The organism is Aeromicrobium sp. S22, from assembly GCF_009661045.1.
Classification (GTDB): Bacteria; Actinomycetota; Actinomycetes; order Propionibacteriales; family Nocardioidaceae; genus Aeromicrobium; species Aeromicrobium yanjiei.
In genome coordinates this window covers 284,751-302,127 of the sequence record NZ_WJWV01000002.1, presented here as the reverse complement: position 1 = coordinate 302,127, position 17,377 = coordinate 284,751, and the positions used below count along the sequence as shown (strand labels likewise).

The 17,377-nt window shown below is 69.1% G+C and carries 15 protein-coding genes; 7 read left to right on the top strand and 8 right to left on the bottom strand.

What is annotated here, in order from left to right; genetic code table 11:
- Positions 1 to 8 precede the first annotated feature (8 nt).
- Positions 9 to 1,031 (bottom strand): App1 family protein, encoded by a 1,023-nt coding sequence (locus GEV27_RS10135; protein ID WP_153911332.1) that lies wholly within the window; start codon positions 1,029 to 1,031, stop codon positions 9 to 11.
- A gap of 41 nt (positions 1,032 to 1,072) precedes the next feature.
- Between GEV27_RS10135 and GEV27_RS10130 the strand changes: the two genes are divergently transcribed.
- From GEV27_RS10130 to GEV27_RS17805, 3 genes are read left to right on the top strand one after another with little or no spacing between them, the layout of a single operon-like run.
- Complete coding sequence (locus tag GEV27_RS10130) at positions 1,073 to 1,678, top strand: phosphoribosylanthranilate isomerase (RefSeq protein ID WP_153911331.1); 606 nt, start codon at positions 1,073 to 1,075, stop codon at positions 1,676 to 1,678.
- A 53-nt stretch (positions 1,679 to 1,731) separates the two neighbouring features.
- Entirely contained in the window at positions 1,732 to 3,231 is a 1,500-nt protein-coding gene (locus GEV27_RS10125; protein WP_153911330.1) for a hypothetical protein, read from the top strand.
- Positions 3,228 to 6,815: a LuxR family transcriptional regulator gene (locus tag GEV27_RS17805; RefSeq protein WP_228765146.1), complete on the top strand. Its 3,588-nt coding sequence runs from the start codon at positions 3,228 to 3,230 to the stop codon at positions 6,813 to 6,815. Before GEV27_RS10125 ends, GEV27_RS17805 begins: the two co-directional genes overlap by 4 nt.
- 30 nt (positions 6,816 to 6,845) lie before the next feature.
- Here GEV27_RS17805 and GEV27_RS10115 read toward each other — a convergent pair whose 3' ends face one another.
- From GEV27_RS10115 to GEV27_RS10100, 4 genes are all read right to left on the bottom strand, one after another.
- On the bottom strand, positions 6,846 to 8,234 hold the full coding sequence (locus tag GEV27_RS10115; RefSeq protein WP_153934184.1) for a glutamate decarboxylase: 1,389 nt from the start codon (positions 8,232 to 8,234) through the stop codon (positions 6,846 to 6,848).
- Positions 8,235 to 8,304: 70 nt separating this feature from the next.
- Positions 8,305 to 8,745 carry a hypothetical protein gene (locus GEV27_RS10110; RefSeq protein WP_153652652.1) on the bottom strand — a complete coding sequence of 147 codons (441 nt, stop codon included), beginning with the start codon at positions 8,743 to 8,745 and terminating at the stop codon, positions 8,305 to 8,307.
- A 5-nt stretch (positions 8,746 to 8,750) separates the two neighbouring features.
- Entirely contained in the window at positions 8,751 to 10,220 is a 1,470-nt protein-coding gene (locus tag GEV27_RS10105; RefSeq protein ID WP_153652653.1) for an APC family permease, read from the bottom strand.
- A gap of 203 nt (positions 10,221 to 10,423) precedes the next feature.
- Positions 10,424 to 11,104 carry a hypothetical protein gene (locus GEV27_RS10100; RefSeq protein WP_153911327.1) on the bottom strand — a complete coding sequence of 227 codons (681 nt, stop codon included), beginning with the start codon at positions 11,102 to 11,104 and terminating at the stop codon, positions 10,424 to 10,426.
- A 121-nt stretch (positions 11,105 to 11,225) separates the two neighbouring features.
- On the opposite strand from GEV27_RS10100, the gene GEV27_RS10095 reads away from it, so the two are divergent.
- The 4 genes from GEV27_RS10095 (at position 11,226) to GEV27_RS10075 (ending at position 13,910) form a co-directional block, all read left to right on the top strand.
- On the top strand, positions 11,226 to 11,660 hold the full coding sequence (locus GEV27_RS10095) for a hypothetical protein (RefSeq protein WP_153911326.1): 435 nt from the start codon (positions 11,226 to 11,228) through the stop codon (positions 11,658 to 11,660).
- A gap of 7 nt (positions 11,661 to 11,667) precedes the next feature.
- On the top strand, positions 11,668 to 12,363 hold the full coding sequence (locus GEV27_RS10090; protein ID WP_153934183.1) for an urease accessory protein UreF: 696 nt from the start codon (positions 11,668 to 11,670) through the stop codon (positions 12,361 to 12,363).
- 522 nt (positions 12,364 to 12,885) lie between these two features.
- Positions 12,886 to 13,116 (top strand): hypothetical protein, encoded by a 231-nt coding sequence (locus GEV27_RS10080; RefSeq protein WP_208431046.1) that lies wholly within the window; start codon positions 12,886 to 12,888, stop codon positions 13,114 to 13,116.
- Positions 13,113 to 13,910: a hypothetical protein gene (locus GEV27_RS10075; protein WP_153934181.1), complete on the top strand. Its 798-nt coding sequence runs from the start codon at positions 13,113 to 13,115 to the stop codon at positions 13,908 to 13,910. The genes GEV27_RS10080 and GEV27_RS10075 overlap by 4 nt, the downstream gene beginning before the upstream one ends.
- A gap of 95 nt (positions 13,911 to 14,005) precedes the next feature.
- Here GEV27_RS10075 and arcC read toward each other — a convergent pair whose 3' ends face one another.
- Genes arcC through GEV27_RS10060 form a run of 3 tightly spaced genes read right to left on the bottom strand, consistent with a single transcriptional unit; the run spans position 14,006 to position 17,221 of the window.
- Positions 14,006 to 14,995, bottom strand: a complete 990-nt coding sequence (gene arcC, locus GEV27_RS10070) for a carbamate kinase (protein ID WP_153911323.1) — start codon at positions 14,993 to 14,995, stop codon at positions 14,006 to 14,008.
- A gap of 1 nt (position 14,996) precedes the next feature.
- Positions 14,997 to 15,998, bottom strand: a complete 1,002-nt coding sequence (argF, locus tag GEV27_RS10065; protein WP_153652658.1) for an ornithine carbamoyltransferase — start codon at positions 15,996 to 15,998, stop codon at positions 14,997 to 14,999.
- A 2-nt stretch (positions 15,999 to 16,000) separates the two neighbouring features.
- Positions 16,001 to 17,221, bottom strand: coding sequence for an arginine deiminase (locus GEV27_RS10060; RefSeq protein WP_153911321.1), 1,221 nt, complete (start codon positions 17,219 to 17,221; stop codon positions 16,001 to 16,003).
- Positions 17,222 to 17,377 lie beyond the last annotated feature (156 nt).

The window sequence follows — 17,377 nt, the reverse complement described above, 5'->3', positions numbered from 1 at the left end:
TCTTGTTTTCATAGCAGGCCCACGCTCTCCGCATGCCGGCGAACCGCCGAGCTGTCGGCGGCCAGCACGAACGGCACATCCGGCGCCCAGTCCTGCGCGATCTGCTCCACCGTGCCGTCACCCGGGTCGAGACGGACCTCGCGGATGTACACCGCGAGGATCCTGCCGGGGTACGAGCGAACGATGTCGGCGTAGATCGCGGGGTCCTTCTCGCCGGAGTCGCCGATCAGCACGAACTGCAGGTCCGGGTGCAGGTCCAGGATCTCGCGGATGCGCCCGTGCTTGTCCTCCCTGCCGGCGCGGGTGCCGAGGAGGTCGCGCAGCAGCAGGGGGCCGCGGGGGAACTCGTGGTGCTCGAGGAACGCGGTCAGGAACGTGTGCAGGTTCCAGGGGCTCGACGAGACGTAGAAGACCGGATTCGTGTCGCCGGCCGCGAGATCGCGGTAGAGCGCCGCAGCCCCCGGGAACGCCTCACGGGTGAGCTCCGAGCCCGCGAGCGTGTGCAGGACCATCTGGCCGACCCGCTGCACCCCGGTCTTGATGACGGTGTCGTCCACGTCGGACAGGATCCCCAGGCGGGCGGACGGACCCGGGACACGGACGTCGACCGTGGTGCTGGTGCCCGGTCCGGGGAGGAAGCCTCGGTACTCCCCGTCGAGCGAGACCGTCCCGGCGGCCCACGGCGACGGAAGGGGGGAGGCGACGGGGACCGTGACGAGGAAGTAGCCGTCCTCGTCCGAGACGGTCCGGATCTGCGTCCCGCCGACCTCGACCCGGAGCGGGACCCCTGGCAGCTCCCGGGTCATGAAGTTCTGGACGCCGCGGCGCACCGCGGCGCCGACGCCCTCGCCCTCGGCCGCCCGGGTCGGCGGCGGATTGTCCAGGACGCGTCCCCGCACGACCACGCCGGCGGGACCGCCGTGCCCGCCGTACGACTCGATCCGAAACGTCGTGGGTGCCGAGCGAGGTGAGAGGAGGGGCGTCGACTCCAGGAACCGCTCGACCTTCGTGACCCACCGGCTCGCACCCATGCCGCCACCGTAGCGCCACGGTCGTGCGAGAGGATGCGGGCATGTACGTGAAGATCTGCGGCCTGCGTGAGCCCGAGCACGTGGACGTCGCCGTCGAGGCCGGTGCGCGCGCGGTCGGCGTCGTGATGAACGAGACCAGCTCGCGACGAGCGACCGAGACGGAGGCGGCCGCCGTCGTCTCCGCTACGGCTGGGCGGGTCGACACGGTGCTCGTCGTCAACGACATGCCGGCTGCCGAGGCCGCGCAGACCGCCCGCCGGCTCGGCTTCGACATTCTCCAGCTGCACGGCCCCGCCTATGGTCGCGCCGACTTCGTCGCGGCGCTGTCGGTGTTGCCCCGCGTCTGGCGAGCGACGTCGCTGGCCACGGCCCCGTCCCTGCAGGTCGGCGCGCACGGCGAGGAGATCCTGCTGCTGGACTCCCCGAGCCCCGGTTCGGGCGAGCGTTGGGACTCCTCGTCCCTGGCCGCCGACGCGCCGGCCGGCACGTGGCTGCTGGCCGGCGGGCTCACGCCCGGCAACGTGGCCGACGCGGTGCGCGCGGTGCAGCCGTGGGGCGTCGACGTCTCCAGCGGCGTCGAGACGGCGCCCGGGCGCAAGGACGGCGACCTGATCTCGGCCTTTGTGCGTGCCGCACTGCAGGCCTGACGCACGCCGCGCGTTTCACGCATCTTTGACGGTGGCGGGCTACCGTGCCGACCATGAGGAGGCTGGCCGGCCCGTTGCTGTCCGCACTGGTCGTCACCGCCGTCATCGCGACGGCCCCCGGACCGGCAGCGTCGGCAGGCGTCGCCGACGTTGTCGCAGGTGCCGACGTCATCACCACGGAGACGCAGCTGCGAGCTGCGTGGGCCGACCCTCGCCGCACGAAGCTCGAGATCGGCGCGAACATCGTCCTGCGCGACTGCGAGGCCGGTGACCCGATCCGCGAGACCGCGTACCCGGTGCTCGTCGAGGGGAACGACCACTCGATCCGGCAGACCTGCTTCGAGCAGCGGCTGCTGCGTCAGGACGGCACGGGTTACATCCTGCTGCGGGGTCTCACCCTCAGCCGAGGCGGCTCCGACGGTCCTGGAGCAGCCGTCACGACCCGGGGCGAGATCAGGGTCGAGAGCAGCGTGATCCGGCAGAACCTCGCCGAGGAGCCCGGCGGTGGGATCTTCTCGATGCGCGGTGCCACGATCGTCGACTCGGTGATGACGGGCAACCTCGCCAACGACGACGGCGGGGCCGTCTACGCCAGGCGAGGAGGGGTCAGGGTCTACGACTCGACCCTCAGCAACAACCTGGTGGACGGCTCGGGAGGCGCGATCGGCTCCACCGGCGACGTCGTCGTGGTGCGGTCGCACGTCGACGGCAACACCACCGACGGTGACGGCGGGGCGATCTACACCGACGAGGACGGCGACGTGACGGTCGTCGACTCCACCGTCGACGGCAGCGACGCCGACGGACCCGGCGGGGCGATCTTCACCCTCGACGGGGACGTGGCGATCTACGGCTCCACCCTCATCGGCAACCGCGCCGACGACCGGGGCGGGGCGATCTCGGGCGAGGCCGACGTGCTGCTGGTGAACACCACCCTGGCGCGGAACTTCGCGAGCGCCCACGTGGGAGGAGCGGTCTGGAGCCGGGGCGACATGACCCTGGTGGGCTCGACGGTGGCGGACAACTACGCGGAGGGCCAGGGCGGCGGCGTGCTCGCAGCGGGACGCCTCTCCGTGGTCAGCTCGACCGTGTCGTCCAACTCGGCCAGCTCGGCTGCGAACCTTGCCTCCGGGCACGGCCTGGTGATGTTCGGGAGCATCATCGGTCCAGCCGGCACGCGCGGCGGCATGGTGCCGACGACCCGGAACTGCGTGAGCGGCGAAACGACGGGCTCGACCTACAACGTCGTCACCGACCAGAGCTGCAAGCTGGACGATCCCACGAACGTGGTCGGTGTCGGTGACCTCCAGATCGACGGCCTGGAGCTGGACCCGGACAGCCGGATGCTCGTGCCGCGACCGGGCAGCCCGGTGCTCGACGTGATCCCGGAGGCGGACTGCCACCCGGTCATCGCTGCCCCCGAGGCACCCGACTTCCTGTTGAGCCAGCACGTCGACTGGCGTGCGGCAGCCTCGATGGACGGAGCAGGGCGCGTACGGCCGCAGGGCACGGCGTGCGACGTGGGCGCCGCTGAGCCCGGGTCCGATCGATGAGGGGCCGGACGGGGTTGGTCCTGCTGCTCGGCGTCGTCCTGGCCGGGGGAGCGCCCCACCTCGATGCCGATCCCATGGCGGGCACCGCCGTCGTGCGCGGCGACGCCGGTGCGAGCCAGCAGGTGTCGCTGGCAGAGGCGGGCCGGGCGACGACCCGAAGCACGCCGACGTCGCGCAGGAAGGCACGTCGGACCCGCCAGATCCTGAGGCTGGAGGCAGCAGTGCGGGCCACGAACCCCGCGATCGCGTCCAGGGACCGCGCCGCCCGCAACCTCGCAACCTGGCTGCGCTGCGTGAGCAGCGTCGGCGTCGATGAGGCCGGCGACCCGGCCCGCGGATCGGGCTTCGCCCTCGACGCGCGCGACGGGACGGGGGAGAGCAACCGGCGTGCCCTGACCGTCCACCGCGGAGCGGGACGACCGATGTGGACCTTGCTGACGTTCAGGCGGACCGGGTCCTGCCGCAGCGCCCCGACCCGAACGGGTGGAACCGCAGATGCGGCCCGCCGGGTCACCAGCCCGCCGAGCGCGAAGGTCCGGACGCTCACGACCCGGCAGGCCACGCGGCGGGTGGCCGCGCTGCGTCGCGCGGTCGACCGGCTCGAGCAGCGTGTCCGCCGTGACGAGACGGCGTTCGACCGATGGGACGAGTGGGAGTCGTGCCTGGAGTGGCTGCCCACCACCCAGCGCGGTGACGCGGCGCAAGACATGGGCTTCCGCTACGAGACCCCCACGCAACGGGGCCATCTCCCCGCGATCGGCATCGACCACTCGAGCTGGGACGACCCCGACTACCAGCTGCTCGCCTTCAAGGGCGCCGCGCTCCCGTTCACGAGGGGAGCCGCAGGCTGCGACCGCGACCCGGGGGAGTCGGCCGACCGTGTCGCGGTGGCCGGGTCGACCGCCGCTGCCAAGAAGAAGGGATCGAGGCTCGACCGACGCATCGCCAACCTCAAGGAGGACCTGCAGGACGTCCGCGAGGACGTCGCGGACCTGCAGAGCCCGATCGAGGACTTCCATCAGTTCGACGAGTGCATGTACACCGTGGGGGTGTCCGAGACGGGGGTGGACCGGGGCACCTCGGGCTACGTCTTCACCGGGACGGATGGCAGGAGGTGGTTGCGCTCGGCACTGTCGTTCGACCTGGACGGGTTCGACCTGCCGCAGCACGACGTCCTTGCCTTCCCGGGCGAGGAGCCACGCAGATCGAGTGCAACGAGGATGCCGGCGGGGTCGACACCGACGAGTGAACCCAGGGAACATGGTCCCCGCGCACGGGGTCGCTGTCCTCTTCGGGGCGAGCGCAGGCACGCATACGTTCGAGGTCCTGCTCACATCACAGGGGGATCAACGATGCCTGTTGCGCTCGGCGGCGACATGGGGCTGGATGCGGTCCTCCTTGACGTCAAGCTCTCAGTTCCAGGACGTCGTCCCGGTCTCGTGACCCGTGCGGCGCTGACGGACGCGAGGTGGGACGCCGAGGCAGCCACTGTCGGCGTCACCGCGCCGGCAGGCTACGGGAAGTCCACGCTGTTGATCGAGCGGGCCCACGTCGAGCGTCGGAAGGTCGGGTGGATCTCGCTCGATGCGATCGACGACCATCCGAGCACGCTGCTCTTCTTGCTCGCGTCGGCATTCGAGCGAGCGGTCCCGGCGCACAGTGGTCTCGCCGCCGCCATCAGCGGCGTGGGCGCCGCAGCGCTGAGGTCCGGCACCCTGCGTCTCGCGGCGGCCTTCCAACAGGCGTCGGCACCGTTCGTCCTCCTGATCGATGACCTGCACGAGCTCAGGTCGCCCGAATGCCACGACGTCCTGGGCGTCGTGCTGGCCGCAATTCCCATGGGCTGCCAAGTGGTGACGGCCAGCCGGCACGAACAACCGCACCTTGCTGGTCTGCGCGTGGCAGGAGGCGTGGTCGAGCTCGCAGCCCGGGATCTCACCCTCGACGCGGCTGCGGCAGAGCGGATCTTCGCCACGGCCGGCATCTCGATCGATCTCCGCCGGGCACATGAGGTCGTCGAACGGACCGAGGGCTGGCCGGCAGGGCTTCAGCTGGCGGCTCTCGTTGCGCGTGAGGAGGAGGACGGGGCGCCGAGCGTGACCGGGACGGACCGCTACGTCTCCGACTACTTGGAGCGCGAGGTCTTCCGGCGGCTCGAGCCGGCCGAGCAACGATTCCTGCGCCGCACCGCCGTTCTCGACGAGTTGCACGGCCCGCTGTGCGGTGCCGTCCTGGGGGAGCCGGAGGCCCAGGACCGCCTGCGAGACCTTGAGGCGTCGAGCGCGTTCCTCGTGCCGCTGGACCGGCGAAGGGAGCGGTACCGCTGCCACACCCTCTTCCGTGAGTTCCTCCTCGGTGAGCTTCATCGGCACGAGCCGGAGCTGATCGAGGAGCTGCACCTGCGGGCTGCGGACTGGTTCGAGTCCCACGACGCACCGGCGGCGGCCGTAGAACACCTCCTGGGCACTCACGAGCAGCGCAGGTGCACCGAGCTGGTCGCCGAGCTCGTGCAGTCCGAGTACGGGAGTGGACACGCATCGACAGTCCAACGGTGGATGAAGACGCTCGGCCACCCCGCTATCGAGGCGTACCCGCCACTGGCGGTCCTGGCGGGGTGGGTCGCTGCGTGGGAGGGCGGGACCGTCGAGGCCCTGCGGTGGGCGGCGGTGGCGGACGACGCCTTCCATTCCCTGGCGACGACCGACCGGAGGGCGTCCTTCGCAGCCTCCCGATCGGTGCTGCGGGCTATGATGTGTTCCGAGGGTCACGAACAGATGGTGGCCGACGCAGAGCTCGCCTCAGGCGACGAGGAGTGGAGCGTGTGGCGCCCATCTGCCCTCTGCGTCCTCGCGGAGGCCCGCCTGCTCGCCGGCGAGCCAGCTCGTGCCGAGATGCTGTTCGAGGACGCGACCCGGGTCGGGCTCGCGATGGGCGACTCGGTCCCGGTCGCCCTCAGCGAGTCGGGCCTGGCCCTCATCTCGATGGATGACGGTCGGTGGGACGAGGCATCCGAGCACGTCGAGCTCGCGCTGAGCACGATCGAACAGCACCACCTGGATAACTGTGCGATCAGTCTGATGCCGCGCGCGGTCGCGGCTCGACTGGCCGTGCACCAGGCGGACCTGACCCAGGCCGACCTCCAGATCGCGCGCGCCATGAGGGCCAGGTCGGCGTCCACGTTCGTGTTCCCGTGCCTCGCCGCGAGGGGCCGGCTCCAGCTCGCCCGAGCGTGCTGGACCCGCGGTGACTACGAGGGCGCCAGGGTCCTTCTGCGGGAGATCGACGATGTTCTCCGACGCCGTCCAGGGCTGGGAACGCTGGTCGGTGAGATCGCCGCGTTCCGTGAGATGACGACGTCCGCAACCCCCGGCACCGCGCCCCGTGGGGTGGCTCTGACCCCGGCGGAGTTGCGCGTCCTTCCCTATCTCCAAACTCACCTGCGGATCGCCGACATCGCTCAACGCCTCCACGTGTCTCGTAACACCGTCGCCTCCGAGGTCTCAGCGGTGTATCGCAAGCTCGGAGTCACCTCGCGCGGCGAGGCAGTCAGTCAGGCAACGCTGCTGGGTCTGCTGGGAGGGTGAGCCCGGCCCCGGCCGGGCTCACCCCTGCCATCAGTGGTGGAAACTGGTTCCCTCCTCGGCCGTCAGGGACTCCTTGGGTCCGTGCTTGTCGAGTACCGCCAGCGACCGGCGGTAGTCATCGAGCAGAAGCGAGGCCATGTCCCGGCTGAAGTCGTGACGCACCAGGATGCGCTGGATGGCCAGGTCCTCCCGATCGGGGGGCAACGTGTACGCGGGAACCTGCCAGCCGCGAGTGCGTAGCCGATCGGCCAGGTCGAACAGGTTGAATCCGTGGTCGATGCCCTCCTTGAGCTTCCAGGTGAGTCCCGGGATGCCGCCGCGGCCGTCGTAGATCATCTCGAACGGACCCATCTGGGCGATCTCGTCGGCGAGGTACCGTGCTGTCTCATAGCCCGCCTGGTGCACCTTGCGGTACCCCTCGCGGCCCAGGCGCAGGAAGTTGTAGTACTGCGCCACGATCTGCCCCCCGGGGCGCGAGAAGTTCAGCGCGAACACGGCCATGTCACCGCCGAGGTAGTTGACATGGAAGACCAAGTCGTCCGGCAGTTCCTCGGCATCTCGCCACACGACCCACCCCACGCCCAGTGGTGCCAGGCCGAACTTGTGCCCCGAGGCATTGATCGACTTGACGCGCGGCAGCCGGAAGTCCCAGACCAGGTCCGGCTCGACGAACGGGGCGATGAATCCGCCACTTGCCCCGTCGACATGCATCGGGACGTCGAGTCCGGTGTCCTCCTGGAGCTTGTCCAGCGCCGCCGCGACGTCTGCCACGGGCTCGTACTGGCAGGTGAACGTGACACCCAGCGTTGGGACGACGCCGATCGTGTTCTCGTCGACGCGCTTGAGCACTTCCTCGGGGTTCATGAGCAGACGATCTCCCTCCATGGGGATCTCGCGGTGCTCGATGTCCCAGTAGCGGGTGAACTTGTGCCAGCAGATCTGGACCGGGCCGGTGACCAGGTTGGGCCTGTCGGTGGACTTGCCCTCGGCACGTCGGCGCTCGCGCCACTTCCACAACAGGGCCATCCCGCCGAGCATCGCCGCCTCGCTCGACCCCGTGGTGGAGGTGCCCATCGTGTCTGCTGATTCCGGGCTGTTCCAGAGGTCGGCAAGCATGTGCACGCAGCGGGCCTCGAGCTCGGCGGTCTGGGGATATTCGTCTTTGTCGATCATGTTCTTGTCGACCGACAACGCCATCAGCTCGTCGATCTCGGGCTCGACCCACGTCTGGCAGAACGTCGCGAGGTTCTGGCGCGAGTTCCCGTCAAGCATGAGCTCGTCGTGCACGACCTGGTACACATGCCGCGCCACGTGCTCGTCCGTGGGGAACCGGTACTTGGGCATCGGGACCGAGAGGTCGGTCGACGCGAAGACGTCGTCCTCGATGGCCCCGCGGATCGTGTTCTTGTTGTGCAGCATAGGTTTTGCTCCTCGAGTCAGCGCATCGGTGCGCGATGGGGTGGTGCAGGTGGCAGGTGGTTCTCGTTCGCTAGGAGGTCGGGATGGTGTCGTCCGTCTTGAGCTCGCCGAGCACGTCTCGCAGCGAGCCGGCCTTCTCCGGGCAGTAGGTCGCAATCACGGCCACGTCATAGGCGACGATGCTGGGGTCGAGCCTCACTCGGCGAAGGTTGAGGGAGTTGTTGCCGAACTGGGACAAGGACAACTCATGCTGGAGCTCGTTCACGTTCTCGCAGCTCACCCCGCCGTCGGTGCCGTAGAGAGCAGTGGCGGTTTCCTGGTCGACAGGGGGGAGCTCGAGGCGGGCGAGGTTGGCGTTGAGCTCGTCGGCGAGCCGCTGGGCCCGGGCGCTGCCGGGGTCGCTCGCCGTCCCCGACGGCGTGCACGCTGAGAGCCCGGCAGCCAGTGCCGCCGCGAGAATCGCCGTGCGCAGCCAGGTGAGACGGGTGGGAGTAGATCGCGTGACGGTCATCGGACTCACGCCTCCTGTGCGGGGTCGTCGGAATGGGTGTGATCCGGGGAGGGGTCGATCTTCCACTCCGGTCTGCGCAGCTTGTACAGGACGAATGGCCAGATGCCGAGCAGGATGATGCCGGCCACCAGGATCAGGATGTACACGCCCTGGGGAGTCGAGTCCGCGTTCCCGGACGGTTCGACGAAGCCGAGGAAGAAGGCGGCGAGGCTGCCGAGGAAGCCGACCCACCCGACCACCGGCATCGCCGGTGTACGGAAACCGCGAGGTACGTCGGGGTGGGTGCGCCGCAGCTTCATGGCGGCCAAGAACATGACCATGTACATCAGCAGGTACAGCTGCACGGCCATCGCGGTCAGGATCCAGAAGACCGACTGTACGGAAGGCAGGATCGCGAACAGCACAGCCATCACGGTCACGATCAGGCCCTGGACCATCATGATCGGGACCTGCATTCCCCGGCTGTTGGTGCCCTGCAGTCGGGGCGGGAGATAGCCCTCCTTGCCGACCAAGAGGAGTCCACGGCTCGGGCCGGGGATCCAGTTGACCACGGAGGCGAGGATCCCGATGACGATCAACAGGGCCATCACCGTGGTTGCCCAGGGGATCCCGAGATGACCGAAGAAGACGTCGAACGCCTGGAGCACGCCCTGGGTCAGGTTGACGCTGGATCCCGGCACCGCCACGGAGATGGCGAGCGTGGGCAGGATGAACACGAACAGGATGAGGACGACCGACAGGACGATCGCCTTCGGGAACTCTGAGCTGGGCTTGCGCATCTCCGTCACGTGCACGGCGTTCATCTCCATGCCGGCGTACGAGAGGAAGTTGCTGACGATGAGCACGATGCTGGCGAGGCCCGTGAACTTGGGGAACCAGTTCGCGTCATCGATCGACTGCAGGTGCGAGGTGCCGCCGTCCTGCCAGAAGATGACCGCGAAGATGATGAGCGCCGCGGCGGGCACGATCGTCCCGGCCAGGAATCCCCAGGTGCTGACCTTCGCGAAGGTGTCGACCCCGCGGGTCGCGATCAGGGTCGAGAACCAGTACACGACGAGGATGACCAGGCCCGTGAAGAGGCCAGAGTTGGCGAGCTTCGGGTCGAACACGTAGGCGAGTGCGGAGGCGAAGAACGCCAGCTGCGCCGGATACCACGCAACGTTCTGCATCCACTGCTGCCAGATGGCAAAGAATCCGAGCCTGTCGCCGAAGGCCTCCTTGACCCAGACGAACACGCCGCCCTTCCAACCGCTGGCCAGCTCTGCTGCCACGAGGGCGACCGGCACCATGAACAAGATGGCAGGCAGGACGTACAGGAAGATCGATGCCCAGCCATACGCGGCCATCGCGGGAAGCCCGCGCACGCTCGCCACCGCAGTGGCGATGAGGATCGCCATCGAGGTCCAGCTGATGAACGTGCGGCCGGGTACAGATCTGCCGGAGGCAGGTGGATGTGCGTCTTTGTGCGTGGCCATCTCGGTACCTTCCGCTGGGGGTCCTTGTCCGACGACGCTATGGGCGTCGCGGGTTGGCCCTCATCACCCAGAACGTGTGATCCCTCCGGCCTGGCGTTGACCCACGCGGTGAAAAGGACCGACGGATCACGAAGCAGGGGGACCTTCGGCCCCGCCCGGGGAGCCGTTGTTCCTGGCCGTCGTACGTGTCAGAGGATGCGACGTCACTGAAGGACGTTCACCGCCCGGGCGACGACGAGGCCGGTGATGATGAGTGAGATCAGCGCCTGGATCGACATGATGGCCTTGGCCCACGGCACGAGCGGCATGACATCGGTCGGGCTGAACGCCGTGGCGTTGGTCAGGCCGAGGTAGAGGTAGTCGACGAAGCGCGGGCGCCACCCCTCGGGACTCACCCCGGGGTTGAGCTGCTGCGGAAACGCCAGGTCTGGGTAGCGCGGCATCCGCTCGGCGCGAGCTGCGGAGCCCCCGCAGTCGAGCTCGAAGTAGAGAACCGCGCACGCGATGACGGTGCCGAGCCAGACGCACGAGCCCGCCTGCAGCAGCTCCACCGCCGAATCGGTCTCGTGACCGTCCCTGCAGATGTCATCGACGAGCTGGATCGTCGACCAGATCGCTCCCAAGGACAGCACGACGCTCAGCGCGACGGATGCGATACGGAGCAGCGTGGTCCGTCTCGAGATCTGCCCCGGGTCGCCGGCGAGCAGTGCTGCGAGCAGCAGCCCGCACACAGTGGGCAGCACCCATGGCCGAGACAGCCTCAGGGTGTCCGGGAGCAGGGCGGTGATCACCATGGCAACCACCACCGCCACCGCCATGGGCCACCGTGTCTCGCCGTAGGCGTCCCCCGCGTGCCGAGCGTCCGGCTTGCGTCGCGTAGCCATCTCGGCACCTTCCGCTCGAACCTCCTCGGTGACGCTATGCGTCCCGTGGGCGGCGGTCGTCACCCACAGCAGGTGATCCTCGTCGCACGGGGTCCGGCCTCGGGCGGGGACAGACGGGGTCGTGACAGCTGTGCGTCTTCGGCAGTGGGCGCAGGTCGAGGAGCAGACCGTGCGGAGCTTCGACGCGCTCGCCGCGGCGTACGCGCCCGGCGCGGCGGACGCGGTCGAGCCGGACCCCGACCTGATGGATCTCGGAGACCTGGGCGAGGCCGTCCTGACGCGCCGGGCGCTCCGCTCCGGCCGCCCGAGCGGTTCCGCCGTGGCGCGCTCGGGGTCCAACGGCCCTACCTTGCGGCCCAGCGGCCAAGAAGAGTGCACGTGTAGCAACCCGTCGGGGGAGTCCCCGGTCGGTCCGACGGAGCAGAAGCCGGAGACCTCCATGAACCTCACTCCACGCGAGATCGACAAGACCTACGCCGCGACCTACGACGGGACCGTTGCCACGATCGAACCGGCCGAGACGCTGCCCGTGACGCAGCTGTTCTTCCTCGCGTGAGACGGCCATGGACGCCTCAGACCTGCGGCAGCTGCTCGCGAGCCTGCAATTCTCGGACTCGGCCTTCCCGAGCGGCTTCTACACGATGTCGCACGGACTCGAGGGCTACAGCCAGGCCGGGCTGGTCGACCGCGGTGACGTGCGCGACCTGCTGGAGGACCTGCTCGTCCACGCGCTCGGTCCCGGGGACGCGACGGCTCTGGCCGTCGCGCACCGGGCCGCGAGGGCCACTGACTGGGACGGGGTGCAGGAGGCTGATCAACGCCTCTTCGCGTCCAAGCTCACGGCCGAGATGCGCCGGGCCTCGGTGCGCAGTGGTCATCAGCTCATCGACATGGCCGGCGAGGTCGTCGGCGGCGACGGCATCGCGGAGTACGCCGGCCGGGTGACCGCCCGGGCGACACCGGGATGCCAGCCGGTCGCGACGGCCGTCGTCTACGCGTCCACCGGGCTCACCACCCGGTCGGCGGTCGCGTCGGACCTGTTCGCGTACGCGGTCAGCTTCGTGGGCGCCGCCCTGCGGCTCCGGCTCACGGACCAGCGGCACGCCCAGGTCGTGCTGTACGACATCGCCCCGGTGATCGAGCGCGTCGCCCTCGACGCGGTCGAGCGTGACCTGCAGGACCTCGGCGGATGCGCTCCCGTCGCCGACATCATGTCGGCCCGTCACGAACGAGCCGACGCGCGGCTGTTCGCCAGCTGAGCTGCACCGCATGTCGACCACGACCACGGAAGAGGACTCATGAACGACAACGCACTGAGGATCGCATCGGCGGTCCCGTCGGCTCGGGGAAGACCGCTTTCACGGAGGCGCTCGTCCCGATCCTGATCGCAGCCGGGCGCACGCCGGACTACGTGCCGTCAGCCAAGCGCACCTAGTCTCCCCCCGGGCGCGGTGCGTACGCCACCGTTTCCCCCTCGCGCGGTACGTACGCCACCGATTGGGGCCGGATACGCCCTCGTACGGCGCAGGAACCACCACCCCGTGGGGCCGCGCCGAGAGCCCCGCCGAGCGCGCCGCCGAGCGCGGCCAGCCACAAGGGCCGTATGTCCATGCACCGACGCTAGCCGCGCCCGGACAGGGCGTCCGGGGTCAAAGCGCCCACCGCGTCGGCCCCCGAGGGGCGCTGTGGGCACATGGTCCCTCGGCATGGGGACGCTGTCCCGTGGTCGTCCGGAGGGACGAGAAATACGTTCAGTGTTCGAGTCGACCGGGGGATAGCCCATGAAGGTAGTAGTGCTCGGCGGAGACGGATTCTGCGGCTGGCCCAGCGCCGTCCACCTCTCACGCGCAGGCCATGACGTGACGATCGTCGACAATCTCGTGCGCCGTCGCATGGACGACGAGCTCGGGGTCCAGTCGTTCACCCCGATCGCGACGCCGCTGACCGTGCACGGCACCGGTGGGCAGACCCGTGCGTTCATCAACTTCCAGGACACGGTCCGCGCATCATGAACCAGCTGGTCCAGTCGTACTGGAACGACACGCGGCGCGACGCGGCGCGACGCGTGATGGCTCGCTCGTGGGTGCCGAAGGGAGCCCTGGCGCTGCTCGGCGTGACGGTGCTCCTCGTCGCGGTCTTCGCAATCGCCAACCCGTCGTGGTTCGACAGCGACGACAACGCCACCGCACAGACCTTCACCATCCCGGTGCCGATCGAATCCCGCCTGGAGATGCCCGCGCTCGCGCTCCGCGGGCGAACCGAGGTCGCGAAGTCGAGCACGGTGAAGGACGGCGAGGTGAAGGTGCAGGTGCGGACGACCGGCAGTCCCGACCAGCGGCGGTGCGACCTGACGACCGAGCTCGGTCCCCTGGTCGTGCTGGAGGCGCGCACGCGGATCAAGGGGGAGCTGAATGAACGGACGCACACCGTGCGTGACGCGGTCGCCGTGCTCGACCACCACGTGACGGTGGTGCTGCCGGCCGCGGCGAGGAGCAAGGCATGGTTCGAGATGGACGCGCGGTTGTCAGCGTTCCTCACCCATCGCGGGCACGAGTTCTCGTACACCAAGGAGCTGCCGGAGGCCACCGGCGACCAGGTGACGCCCGAGGCGCTCGGTGCCGACACGTCCGACGAGCTGGTGGTCACCCGGGACCGGGACGTCGGCGGCTGCAACGTGCGTCAGACGCCATATGACGTCCAGCTCCTGCCGCAGCCCGCGCTCACGATCGGCACAGACGGCGTCGGCTTCACGGCGGTGCCACGTGCTTCGCGGCCGGGTTCGACACTCGAGGAGTTCGAAGGCTGACGACCGCAGCCCACCTACCGGTGGGACGTCGTCACGTCGGCCCGCGCAGAGAGGTCCCCGCCCCTGTCGGAGCGGGGACCTCGGCGACGGGTGCGTCAGCTGGCCAGTCCTCCCTGGGTGGCCGACACCGTGGAGTGTGACTTCGTGGCGCGGAGAAGGGCAGGGTCGTACGTCCCCGACGGCGTCACGATGGTGCCCGACTCGCCCGCGAGGATCTGGACGGTGTGGTCCAGCGCCCCGATGGCCGCCGCACCGCCGGTCAGCTCAACGAAGCGGCACACCGCCTCGACCTTGGGACCCATCGAGCCGGCGGGCAGGTCGAGGGCCCGGAGACCCGCCGGTGTCGCGCGCAGGATCGGCTCCTCGGTGGGCTGGCCGAAGTCCTTCATGACCTGAGGGACGTCGGTCGCCACGATCAGGAAGTCGGCGTCCAGCGCCTCGGCCAGCACCGAGCTGGTGAGGTCCTTGTCGACGACCGCCTCGACGCCCCGCAGGCGTCCCTCCTCGTCGCGGATGACCGGCACGCCGCCGCCTCCGGCGCACACCACGACGGCATCGCTTTGCAGCAGCTTCCGGATGAGGCGGGTCTCCACGACCCGCTGCGGACGCGGCGAGCCGACGACCCGCCGCCAGCCGCTGGAGCCGTCCGGCTTGACGACCCACCCGCGCTCCGCGGCCACGGCCTTGGCCTCCTCCTCCGTGTACATCTCGCCCACGAACTTCGTGGGGTTGTCGAAGGCGGGGTCCCCGGCCTCGACAAGCGTCTGGTTGATCACCGCGGCGACCTGCCGGCCGGGCAGCTCGTTCTGCATCGCCTGCAGCAGCCAGTAGCCGATCATGCCCTGGGTCTGTGCGCCCAGGACGTCGAACGGGTACGGCGACGTGAGGTTGGGGTCGGAGGCGGACTGCAGCGCGAGGACGCCGACCTGCGGCCCGTTGCCGTGCGTCACGATCAGCTCGTGCTGGGCACTCAACGGAGCGAGCGCGGCGACGGCGCGCCGCACATTCTCCTCCTGGACCTCCGCATCCGGCTTCTGTCCGCGCTGCAGCAGCGCATTGCCGCCCAGGGCCACCATGATCCGCATGTCAGCTGCCCAACGTCGCGACGAGGATGGCCTTGATCGTGTGCATCCGGTTCTCGGCCTGGTCGAACACGATCGAGGCGGGGGACTCGAAGACCTCGTCGGTGACCTCCAGCGCCTCCATGCCGGTCTTCTGGTACAGGTCCTCGCCGACCTTCGTGTGCCGGTCGTGGAAGGCTGGCAGGCAGTGCATGAACTTCACGTTCGGGTTGCCCGTGGCACTCATCGCCGCGGAGTTGACCTGGTAGTCCTTGAGCTGCTGGATGCGCGACTCCCACGCCTCGACGGGCTCACCCATCGACACCCAGACGTCGGTGTACAGGAAGTCGGCGCCGGCCACGCCTTCCTTGACGTCCGCGGTGTGCAGGATGCGGGCGCCGGTCTGGTCCGCGATGGCCTTGGCCTGGTCGATGATCTCGGAGTCGTTCCACAGCTCTTCGGGCCCCACGATGCGTACGTCCATCCCCATCATCGCCCCGCTCACCAGCAGCGAGTTCGCCATGTTGTTGCGCGCGTCGCCCAGGTAGGCAAAGGCGATCTCGCCGTCGTGCTTGGGGGAGTTCTCGCGCATCGTCAGCATGTCGCACAGCATCTGCGTGGGGTGCCAGTCGTCGGTCAGTCCGTTCCACACCGGCACGCCCGCGTACCTGGCCAGGACCTCCACGTTCTCCTGTGCCGCGCCCCGGTACTCGATGCCGTCGAACATGCGGCCCAGCACCCGGGCCGTGTCGGCCATCGACTCCTTGTGCCCGATCTGAGAGCCCTGAGGGTCCAGGTAGGTCACCTGGGCGCCCTGGTCGTACGCCGCGACCTCGAACGAGCACCGGGTGCGCGTGGACGTCTTCTCGAAGATCAGCGCGATGTTCTTGCCGGTCAGACGCGGCTGCTCCGCACCGGTGTACTTGGCCAGCTTGAGCTCGGCCGCGAGGTCGATCAGGAACTTCCACTCCTTGGGGGTGAAGTCCAGCTCCTTGAGGAAGCTGCGGTTACGCAGGTTGAACGCCATGGTCAGATACCTTCTCGCTCGATGGGGCACGACATGCAGCGCGGGCCGCCGCGACCACGTCCGAGCTCATTGCCCTGGATCGTGATGACCTCGACGCCGTTCTTGCGCAGGTACGTGTTGGTCGTGACGTTGCGCTCGTACGCGACCACGACGCCGGGGGAGAGGGCCAGCACGTTGCACCCGTCGTCCCACTGCTCACGCTCGGCCGCGTGCACGTCCTGCGTCGCGGTGAGTACCCGGATCGAGTCCAGTCCGAGGGCCGATGCGATCGCGTCGTGCATCTCCTCCGGCGCGTGGCTCGTGACCTTCAGGCCGGACTCGCTGTCGTCGGGCTCGACGGTGTACGAGGGCAGCATCCCCATGCCGACGTACTTGGTGAACGTGTGGTCGTCGACCATCGTCATCACGGTGTCGAGGTGCATGAACGCACGCTGCTGGGGCATGGAGATCGCCACGACCTTGGTCGCGCTGCCCGCCTCGAACAGCCGGCGCGCGAGCCGCTCGACGCCCTGGGGCGTGGTGCGCTCGCTCATGCCGATGAGGACCACGCCGCGACCCAGCACGAGGATGTCGCCGCCCTCGGTGGTCGCGTCCCCCGCTGTCCCGTCGGCCCACTCGGCGTACTGCGCATCGGCGAACGTGGGGTGCCACTGGTAGATCGCCTCGTAGTGGATCGTCTCCCGCGCTCGGGCACGCTTGCGCATCGTGTTGATCGACACGCCGTCGTAGACCCAGGCCGAGGTGTCGCGGGTGAACAGGTGGTTGGGCAGGGGCGGCAGCAGGAGATCGTCCAGCTCGAGCGCCTGCACCACCAGGGACGACGGCTCCTGCGTGTGCTCCAGCAGCTCACGCTTGGTCATGCCGCCGATGAGGTGCGTCGCGAGGGTCGCATCGTCCAGGCCGTCGAACACCGGGAGCAGGGCACCGACCGCGAGCGGACCGTAGACCCGCTCGTCGAGCGTCCGCTCCAGCACGAACTTGCGTGCGTCCGGCAGGGCCAGCGTCTCCTCGAGCAGCTGGCCGAGCAGGTGCACCGTGACACCTGCGTCGCGCAGCGTGTCGGCGAACGCGTCATGCTCCTGCTTGGCGTGCTTGACCCACAGCACGTCGTCGAACAGGTACTCGTCGTGATTGCTCGGGGTGAGCCTCTTGAGCTCCAGGTTGGGGCGGTGCAGGATGACCTGCCGCAGCGTGCCCACTTCAGAATCGACGTGCAGGTTCATGTTGATATCCCGTCTCGTTTGCCCGCCAGCCTCGCGGGCGCACACGGACGATGCGAGGGCCGAAGGTCCTGCGCGGGAGGGAGCAAAGCCTCATCCTCCGTGCGTGTCGCGCTGCTTGCCTGATCTGCATCCGATCATCCGTACGGAGAGGACCTC